The 9,182-nt window shown below is 52.7% G+C and carries 6 protein-coding genes; 4 read left to right on the forward strand and 2 right to left on the reverse strand.

The features are described 5' to 3' along the window. The first annotated feature begins 41 nt into the window (after window positions 1-41). Genes pgaC through KNP74_RS04430 form a run of 3 tightly spaced genes read left to right on the forward strand, consistent with a single transcriptional unit; the run spans window position 42 to window position 2,592 of the window. A complete protein-coding gene (gene pgaC, locus KNP74_RS04420) occupies window positions 42-1,301 on the forward strand; it encodes a poly-beta-1,6-N-acetyl-D-glucosamine synthase (RefSeq protein WP_138858912.1) in 1,260 nt (419 codons plus the stop codon). Next, window positions 1,259-1,738, forward strand: coding sequence for a poly-beta-1,6-N-acetyl-D-glucosamine biosynthesis protein PgaD (gene pgaD / locus KNP74_RS04425; RefSeq protein ID WP_138858911.1), 480 nt, complete (start codon window positions 1,259-1,261; stop codon window positions 1,736-1,738). Before pgaC ends, pgaD begins: the two co-directional genes overlap by 43 nt. Then, entirely contained in the window at window positions 1,738-2,592 is an 855-nt protein-coding gene (locus KNP74_RS04430) for a polysaccharide deacetylase family protein (RefSeq protein ID WP_214763534.1), read from the forward strand. The genes pgaD and KNP74_RS04430 overlap by 1 nt, the downstream gene beginning before the upstream one ends. A gap of 34 nt (window positions 2,593-2,626) precedes the next feature. Here KNP74_RS04430 and KNP74_RS04435 read toward each other — a convergent pair whose 3' ends face one another. Further along, window positions 2,627-3,271: a thioredoxin domain-containing protein gene (locus KNP74_RS04435; RefSeq protein WP_214763536.1), complete on the reverse strand. Its 645-nt coding sequence runs from the start codon at window positions 3,269-3,271 to the stop codon at window positions 2,627-2,629. Between the two features lie 224 nt (window positions 3,272-3,495). Here KNP74_RS04435 and KNP74_RS04440 point away from each other — a divergent pair, with 224 nt between their 5' ends. Continuing rightward, on the forward strand, window positions 3,496-4,155 hold the full coding sequence (locus tag KNP74_RS04440) for an excalibur calcium-binding domain-containing protein (RefSeq protein WP_214763539.1): 660 nt from the start codon (window positions 3,496-3,498) through the stop codon (window positions 4,153-4,155). Between the two features lie 29 nt (window positions 4,156-4,184). On the opposite strand, the gene KNP74_RS04445 is transcribed toward KNP74_RS04440, so the two are convergent. Then, window positions 4,185-8,468 (reverse strand): Ig-like domain-containing protein, encoded by a 4,284-nt coding sequence (locus KNP74_RS04445; RefSeq protein WP_214763540.1) that lies wholly within the window; start codon window positions 8,466-8,468, stop codon window positions 4,185-4,187. Window positions 8,469-9,182: the final 714 nt, after the last annotated feature.

The raw sequence follows: 9,182 nt of genomic DNA on the forward strand, positions 1-9,182 counted from the left end.
CTTGCATCACACCGTTTTTTTGAAAATAAGGGGAGACTATTATGACTTTTTACGGGCTCGACATCGCACCTTGGATCGAACCACTGTCCCAGTTCGTGTTTTGGTATCCGTTCTTCATGGCGCTGTTTTGGATCTCGGGCGCCCTCTTGTTCAGCTTGACGCGAGAGAAAGAGGAAGAACTCGACTTGAACGAGCGGGAATGGCCGCTCATCAGCATCTTGATTCCTTGTTATAACGAAGAAGAGACGATCGCCGAGACGATCGAGTACTTGGACCGGCTCACGTATCCGAATTTTGAGATCATCGCCGTCAACGATGGCAGCCGTGACAAGACCGGTGACATCCTCGTCGGTCTCGCCGATGAGTACGAGCGTTTGCGCGTCATCGACTGTCACGAGAACCGGGGCAAGGCGAACGCGTTACATATGGCCGCCCACGCCGCCCGCTCCGAGTATTTGCTATGCGTCGACTCGGACGCGTTCCTGAGCGAAGAGGCACCGTACTATCTCGTCCGTCACTTCTTGAACCGCGGCGAACGCGTCGGGGCCGTCACCGGAAACCCGCGCATCCGTAACCGCGACACGCTCCTCAGCCGGATGCAGCTCGTCGAATACTCGTCGATCATCGGCTCGATCAAACGCACGCAGCGCGTCATGGGGAAAATCATGACCGTCTCCGGCGTCATCGTCATGTTCCGCAAGAAAGCACTGCTGTCCGTCGGGCTCTGGGACCGCGACATGATCACGGAAGACATCGCCGTCTCGTGGAAGCTCCAGAAAAACTTCTGGGACATCCGCTATGAGCCGCGCGCCCTCTGTTGGATGCTCGTCCCCGAGTCGATCTCCGGCATTTGGAAACAGCGCGTACGCTGGTCGCAAGGCGGGCAGGAAGTCGTCCTACGTCACTTCGACATCTTCAAAGACTGGCGCCAGCGCCGGATTTGGCCCGTCTATATCGAGCAGGTCGTCAGCGTCCTCTGGGCATACGCCTGGCTCATCGTCACGGTGTACTTGTTCGTGACGGCCGACACGATGCAAGATCTATTGATTTGGTTTACCTATAACTCGTTCGCGCTCGTTCTCGTCAGCCACGTCCAGTTGATCATCTCGCTCTGGAACGACGCCCGTTACGATAAAGTGTTCAAATATTACGTTTGGGCCGCTTGGTATCCGGTCATCTACTGGATGCTCAACACGTTCGTCGTCATCGCGGCGACGCCGAAAGCGATCAAGGCCCGTGTGAAAGGAGGTTATGCGACATGGAGTTCACCAGACCGGGGGACACGGAGAAGCAGCCTGTAAGTGAGTTATATGATTATGAGCAAGAGATTCTCGTCAAGACGAAACAGAACGTGTTCCGCAAAGGAATCGAGCTGTTGCTCACGGCCGTGTTCTGGTTTTACACGTTCATCGTCACGTGGTTCTTCTTGAGCGCCGTCCTGAACGTGAACGACCGCTATATCGCCATCCTCAAGACCGCCTTGAACGTCACGAACGCCGACATCCGCGAGCTGCTCTTCTTCGGGCTCGTCTCCTCGTTCGTCGCCGCTCTCCTTCTGTTCATTTGGCGGACGTACAACAAACGGAAATATGGACCGCTCAACCGGCGTCAGATGCCGAAAGACACGACGCTCGACGATTGGCTCGCCCTCGACTTGATGGAGCCCGAGGACATCCATCGCCTCCAGTCCGATAAAGTCATCGTCTTCGAGAAAAACCCGGTGAAAGAGTTGAAATGATGCGCTACTTCAAATGGATATTCGCACTCCTATTGATTGGGGGCATCGCCTGGAAAGTATATGACGTGTCCTCGACGACACATGAAGAAGTACCCGATGCGGCGCTCCTCCCCAAAGACAACGTCTGTCTCGGTCTCAATTACCACCGCGTCAAACAGCCGAACGCATGGAACAAGCTCGTCGAGTCCGTGACCGGTGCCTCCGAACTGGTTCGCTATAACGTCTACGCCGACGAGTTCGAGCAGCAGATGACGTGGCTTCAAGACGAAGGCGTCCATTTCGCGACGCAAACTGACCTATCACGTTACCTTGCCGGCGAACCGATCCCAGACAAATGTGTCTGGCTCTCGTTCGATGACGTCGATCATACCGTCTACGAGAACGCGTTCCCGATTTTACGAGACAAACAAATCCCGTTCACGCTGTTCATCATCACCGGTCACGTCGGCGAGGCTTTCCAAAACTTGGACCTCGCCCCGTGGACCGAATTGAAGGATATGCAGGACAGTGGACTCGCCGACTTCGGGACGCATACGCATGACATGCATTATGTCGAAGACGGGGGCGCCGTGTTCTTGCCGGAAGACAGGCAAGACGAACTGCGGCAAGATTTGGAGACGAGTGTCGCCGCCATCGAGTCAGAGCTCGGGACGCGCGTCACGACGATCGCCTATCCGTTCGGCAACACGAGCGATGCGGTCACCGAAACGGTACAAGACCTCGGTTTTGAGCAGGCTTTCATCTTGAGCCCGAACCCAATCACGCCGGACAACGATCCGTTTTACATGAACCGATACTTGCTCGACGCCGAGCTGTTCGAGTTCTTCGTCAAACCGTATTTCGAGCGTCTATGAGATAACCCCTCGTCACTGCGACGAGGGGTTATTTTTAGTCTTCCGGTACCTCGACTTCGTCGCCCACTTCGATGGTGCCGTTCATGACGTGTTCCATTTCATCCAAACTGAACGCGTCCACGAGCTGGATGCCGTCGACGTACACCGTCGGCACGTACTTGACACCTAAGTCCCGCGTGAACAGCCGTGAGTTCTGGATGCCGATATCGACGTGGTTCTCAAGCAGTTCGTCCACATTCAGGTTGAACTCAGAGGCGATTTTTTGGACATGGGCTTCCGTCCCGAAGCCGTCCGACCCCGAGTCGTGTCCGATGGCGCGCTGCACTTCATAGTAACGGTCCGGGATGAGCCGTTCCACGTTATAATCCACGTTCGCGAGCAGTTGTGACTGTTCGTTCAACAGGACAAGCGGCTGTCCTTTGAACGTCGCCTCGCCCGTGTCAATCCAGCGCTCCTCGATCTCCGGTAGTACCTCTTCCATCCACTTCTTGCACCACGGGCAGCTGTAGTCGAAGATGAACACAATCTCGTGCTTGCCTTCCCCGAGCGCGACCTTGTCCTCGAGCGGAAGCTCGTACTTCGTGTATGTATGCAGCTTCGTCGACTCGACGGCCTCACTTTGGCTGCAGGCAGAAAGGATCAGGATGAGTCCGACGAATAGTAGATAAAATCGTTTCATGTATAAACCTCCATTTGCTCATTAATTCACATATTTAGTTATACCATGTCTGCCCGGCAGACTCGAGTGACGTTCTGATGAACGAGGAAGTAAAAAATGTGACATATGCCTTTGTCGTCAATGCACATACACCTGACTAAACAATGCACAAGGAGGAAGGATTATACAGGATTTGTAAGTGGTAAAAGAGAATGAGTCGAAAAAAGATTGAGAGGAGCATCTTCATGTCCATCACGTATTTCGTCACAGGCGTTTGTCTACTCAGCACAATTAGTCTCGTCTTCATTTGGTTCGCCGAACGTCCGGTCAATCGGACGAAGCTGAAAGTGTTCGCGACGCTCCTCTATCTCGTGTTGGTCGGCACGAGCCTCTATTTTCATCAATCTGAACGAGCATTGAATGAGACGACGACCGACTTGAAAGCACTAGAGTCGGCCCATGATGAAGAACTATTGAAACTGACGGAGGACCACGAGAAGAAATTGGAGTGGCAGCGCATTAAAATCGAGCGGGAGGTCCGCGAAGAGCTCGAAGCCAAGTATGCGTATAAAGAAACTTCATTGAACGCGACGTTGATTGAGAAAACGATTGATTTAGAAGAGACGATCAAAAGCCAGCGCAGTGAGATTTACGCCCTTGAAGACAAGTTGCGCGTCGCGTTGTCCGATAATGAGCGGCTGCAGAATGAATTCGACGACTTACAGGCCGCTTATAATAATCCACATGGGGAACTACCTCCTGAAGAAGCGTTCCTTGAGGTGTATCATTCATGCGAGGAGCTGAACGTGTATTATCCCGACGGAGTCGATATCGCCCATGACGCCTATTCGTTCATATTAGATGAGGACGAAGATGGCATCGCGTGCGGCCCGTCTGAACAGTAAAAACGAGCGGACCCTATGGCCCGCTCGTGTCATTTGACGACGCGTGTCGTCTTTTTCAATTCTTGGTACCCGCTCTGTGTCATCTTCACGGTGACGGTCACGCCTGGTTTCTGGCGTGAGATTGTCAGCCTATAGTTTCCTTTCGAATCGACTTTCGCGGTCTTGCTGATGAGCTTCGTCCCGACGTACGCCTTGACGGTCGCTCCCTTGTTCCCTTTTCCGGTGATGACGTTAGACGTCGACTTCACCGAGTTAACGCTAAACGTCCGGAACGTGTTGAGGACTTTTCTCGAGGCTGTGCCCGACATGTTCCCGGCCGCGTCTTTCGCGCGCGCCGAGACGGTCGCTCCTGCTTTCGTCGTCTTCAGCTTGTAACGATACAATCCTCTGCTCGACGCTTTTGTCGTGTACGTCCGCCCATTATACGTGATGTACACCGTCGCGCCTTTTTCTGCTTTCCCGAAGACGAGCGTCGATTTGTTCGTGAGTGTCGAAATCGTCGGTTTCGTCGGAGCCGTCTTATCAATCGTGAACGTCAGCAGTTTAACGTTTCCGGCCTTGTCGGTGACACGGAGCGTGTAAACACCCGAGTTCTTCACTGGCCAATTGTTGCGGATTCGTTTCCCGTTCAACGTTGCCGTCCCTTCATTATAACGAATCGTCACCGCTTGATTCGTCACTTGACGGCTCTTGACACTCGAGACGACGGGAGGAGTACGGTCGATGATGAACGCCTTGACCGATTGATTCCCGAGTATATCCGTCACACGAAGCGTGTATCTTCCAGGTTGGTTGACCAGTTTGCCTGATGTGTACGGTTCACCGTTCAACGTCGCCGTGCCTTCGTCAAATCGTGGTGCAACGCTGCGATAATATGACTTACCGGTCGTGAATCCGGTGAGCACAGGTGGCGTGTTGTCGATGGTGAAACGAATGATCGTCTCGTTCCCTGCCGCGTCTGTCGCGACGAGTGTGTATGGGCCATCTTCACTAATCGATTGCCCTGATTCATATGGCTGTCCATTCAACGTGACCGTTCCTTCACTGAACGTCGGAAGGGCTTGTTTATATGTGCGACCATCTTCCACTCCTGTGACCGATACCGGTGTCGTGTCGATTGTGAAGCGGATGACGGTCTCGTTGCCGATTGCATCCGTCACGCTCAACTCATGTACGCCTTCTGTCGTGATGATGGTGCCAGACACGTACGGCTTGCCATTCAGAAGAGCCGTGCCTTCATCAAACGTTGGTTGAAGCCGCTTGTACACTTTATCCATCTCGACGCCTTTGACAGTCGGACCAGTCCGGTCGATGTTGAACTGAAGCGTCGTCCGGTTCCCCGCGACATCGGTCACGACCAAGTCATACTTTCCTTCTGTCGCTACTTTGCTTCCCGTCTTGAACGGCTGTCCGTTCAACGTCGCCGTCCCTTCATTGAACGTAACGGTCGCTTCTTTGACGGTCTTGCCGTTCGTCACGCCACTGATAATCGGTTTCGTCCGGTCAATCGTGAAGCGGACCACTGCTTCATTGCCGGCCTCATCTCGGACGATCAATTGATGCGTCCCTTCTTCGGTCACAGTCGTACCGCTTTGGAACGGTCGTCCGTTCAATGTCGCCGAACCGTCTGATAAGACAGGTGTCACTTGTTGATACGTCATCGCGTCTTTAACGCCTGTCACGATTGGCGCCGTCGTATCGATCGTGAAGCGAATGACCGCTTCATTGCCGACTTCGTCTTGAGCAATCAGCTCGTAGTCTCCTTCTTTTGTGACGACTGTACCAGTTGAAATCGCATTTCCATTCAGCGTCGCCGTTCCTTCAGCGAACGAAATCGTCACCTGTTGATACGTCTTCCTATTTTCGGCACCGCTCACAGCCACTTGTGTGAAATCGAGATGGAACTGGACCCGCGTCGTATTACCGGCCGCATCTGTCACGGTCAACTCGTACTTACCTTCTGCCGAGACGACTGTTCCTGATGTATACGGTTTACCGTTCAATGTCGCCGTTCCTTCAGTGAACAGCGGTGTCACCGCACGGTTATAACCTTGTGAAGCGACACCCGTCACGACCGGTGCCACATGGTCGACGGTGAAGCGGACTGTCGTGACATTGTTCGCTCCATCCGTGACGACGAGCGTATAGACGCCGTCTTTCGAAATTGGTGTTCCAGATGTGAATGGTTGGCCGTTCAATGTCGCCGTCCCTTCAGCAAACATCGGTGTCGCCAACGGGTAGTGTTTGTCGGATTCGACTCCGCTCACGACGACCGGGCTCCAATCGAGTGTAAAGGGAACGCGTGTGACGTTCTTCGCTTCATCGGTGACGACGAGTTCATACGTTCCTTCTTGATCGATGACCGTGCCGGACGTGTACGCTTTCCCATTCAACGTCGCCGTACCTTCATCAAATGTTGGCGTCACGGAGCGATTGAAAGCCCCGGGCTTGACCCCGGTCACGACTGGTGCCGTTTGGTCGATGCGGAACGAACGCTTCGTGACATTATTCGCAGCATCCGTCACGACGAGTTCATACGTTCCGTCCTGATCGATTGTTTGTCCTGATGAAAACGCGTTTCCGTTCAATGTTGCTGTCCCTTCATTAAACAATGGACTGACCGGCTTGTTGTAAAGTCCACCATCGGTCACACCCGAGACGTTCGGTACCGTGCGATCGATGACGAAGTTGATCGTCGTCACGTTTCCGGCCAAATCGGTGACTTGGAACACGTACGTGCCTTCCGCTTCAATCAAAATATCTGATACATAAGCTTGGCCGTTCAGCGTCGCTTTGCCTTCTGTGAACTGAAGACGTGTCTGTTGATACGCCTTGCCTTCTTCTGCGCCTGTGACCGCAACCGGTGTCCGGTCGATCGTGAAGCTCGCTTTCGTCTCATTCCCTGCCTTATCCCGAACGACAAGCTCGTAGTCGCCTTCAGTCGAGATGGTCGTGCCTGACGCGACTGTTTTTCCGTTCAACGTGGCGCTGCCCTCGTCGAATGAGAGTGTAACGTCTTTATTCGTGTAACGTGACGAAACTCCCGACACGACTGGTGCTTTCGTGTCAATCGTGAACTGACGTGTCGTCGTGTTCCCACTCTGATCCGTGACGATCAACGTGTAAGCTCCGTCCGCCGTCACTTTTGCGCCGCTTGAAACGGGTTGCCCATTCAGCGTCGCCACACCCTCATTGAACGTGAGCGTGACAGCGCTCGACGTATAGGCATCGTTCGTCACGCCAGTAATGATTGGCGCGATGACGTCTTTGATGACGCCTGTGTATGGGTTGCTTTGAAGCAGACCGTGTTGCAAGTTCAGTTCATACTCGCCATGAGAATCGAGCGTGAGGTTCGTAAACGCGAACGTCCCGTCTGGAGTCGCAGTCGTCGTGTACGTACTCTCGCCAAGCGTCAACGTGAGTGCTGTGCCCGGTTCGGCTTGACCACGAATCGCTGCGTCATCATTTTCAACCGCATGGACGTTGAAGACCTCATACCGTTTTGTTTCTGAAGCCGACGCCAACTCAATCTCATCGACCGCATGATAGCCAAGCGTGATACTGCTGTCGAGTTGAATCGGACTGCCGTATGTGAGTGATTCAACGTTCTCGTTCAGCGTGTAGTAAATCGTCGCATCTTTCGTTGCTTCCAATGTCACTGACTCGCCTTTCGGATAAATCCCGCTCGGCAAGCTCGCGGTGACGACAGGTAGATCACGTGAGTACACTTTGTACGTCCAACGATGTGTCTTCCCGTATTGGTCCGTCATCGAGAAGCGAAGTGTTTTATCCTCCGGTACGACGACATCAGTGAGACGGAAAATCCCGTTCGCTTTCGTCGTCACCGCCTCACCGTTCAAGTAAAGCGCGCTGAGCGGAATGAATGAACCGGCCACATCGACCGTCCCGTTCTCTTCGAACAACGGTGCTCCCGAGATTTGGAACGGCAGCGTGCCGTACAACTGGTTCGTCGCTGTCATCGAGGTGACGGAGTTCGACCCTGACAGGACGACCATGCCGTCTTGAGACGGGTTGTAGTACCCGAACGTGAAATAGTTCGCGCGAATCTCACCATTCAAATCCAATCCGCCATACGAACGAAGGCGACCACCAACGTAGACGTCCCCGTTGATTTGAACGTTCGAGCTGATCTCCAATTGTGCACCAGGTAAAACATAGACATCTTGATTGACCGTCTCGTAACTCCAGTACTCGTAACCACTGACGATACGTGCATTGACCGGTTCAATTGTCGGAAGCACGTTAATCGTGACGTCCAACCCGTCTGTGACCGTCACAGTATTTTGATTCATATCTGAAATCGTAAGACTTGTTAACTTCCATTGCCCCGGATGATCCCGGAATGAATCATAAGATACCGGGAAATCGAAACCAGTCGAGGTCACCGTTTCACTCGATAAGGTGATAGTTTCTCCGTTTTCATGAGTGAATGTTCCTTCGGCTGATTTTAGTTTTAAGTCGTCAGAAGCGTTGATAGTAAAATATTTTGTCTCTTTTTCTTCCAACTCAATTTCGTTAATATCAATATAGTTAAATTCAGGATCCAGAATATCAGATACTGGGTAACTAAAAGTAAAACCAGTTCCCTCAAAAGGTCCCATGAAAGAATCACCGTTCCCCATGTCGTCATACATAGAAATCGAGGTCAATCTGTAGATGCCTTCCTCCATCCCCTCGACGACATTCACATGTCCCTTGTACACACCGTCCCCCTGCCACTCCATGTATACATGAAACGGGGTTTTCGACTGGGGCCTCTCTAGATAGACGGTCACCCACGGTTGCTTACTAAGGTTGTCACTGACTCGGATTTCTACCGGCACCTGGTCCCCGACCGTGTAGCGTCCCTCACCTGTTGAGTAGCTGATCAACTTTGGAGCCTCTTTGTCCACTTCTATTCCATATAATTCAAATCCCGTTCCCTCAAAAGGTCCCATGAAAGAATCACCGTTCCCCATGTCGTCATACATAGAAATCGAGGTCAATCTGTAGATGCCTTCCTCCAT

The organism is Exiguobacterium sp. s141, from assembly GCF_018618085.1.
In the GTDB taxonomy this organism is placed as follows: domain Bacteria; phylum Bacillota; class Bacilli; order Exiguobacteriales; family Exiguobacteriaceae; genus Exiguobacterium; species Exiguobacterium mexicanum_A.

Excerpts from the sequence above, each read along its gene's own strand:
- KNP74_RS04445 (WP_214763540.1), bottom strand. The coding sequence starts at position 8,468 with ATGAATCAAAATACTGTGACGGTCACAGACGGGTTGGACGTCACGATT.
- pgaD (WP_138858911.1), top strand. The coding sequence starts at position 1,259 with ATGGAGTTCACCAGACCGGGGGACACGGAGAAGCAGCCTGTAAGTGAG.
- KNP74_RS04430 (WP_214763534.1), top strand. The coding sequence starts at position 1,738 with ATGCGCTACTTCAAATGGATATTCGCACTCCTATTGATTGGGGGCATC.
- KNP74_RS04440 (WP_214763539.1), top strand. The coding sequence starts at position 3,496 with ATGTCCATCACGTATTTCGTCACAGGCGTTTGTCTACTCAGCACAATT.
- pgaC (WP_138858912.1), top strand. The coding sequence starts at position 42 with ATGACTTTTTACGGGCTCGACATCGCACCTTGGATCGAACCACTGTCC.
- KNP74_RS04435 (WP_214763536.1), bottom strand. The coding sequence starts at position 3,271 with ATGAAACGATTTTATCTACTATTCGTCGGACTCATCCTGATCCTTTCT.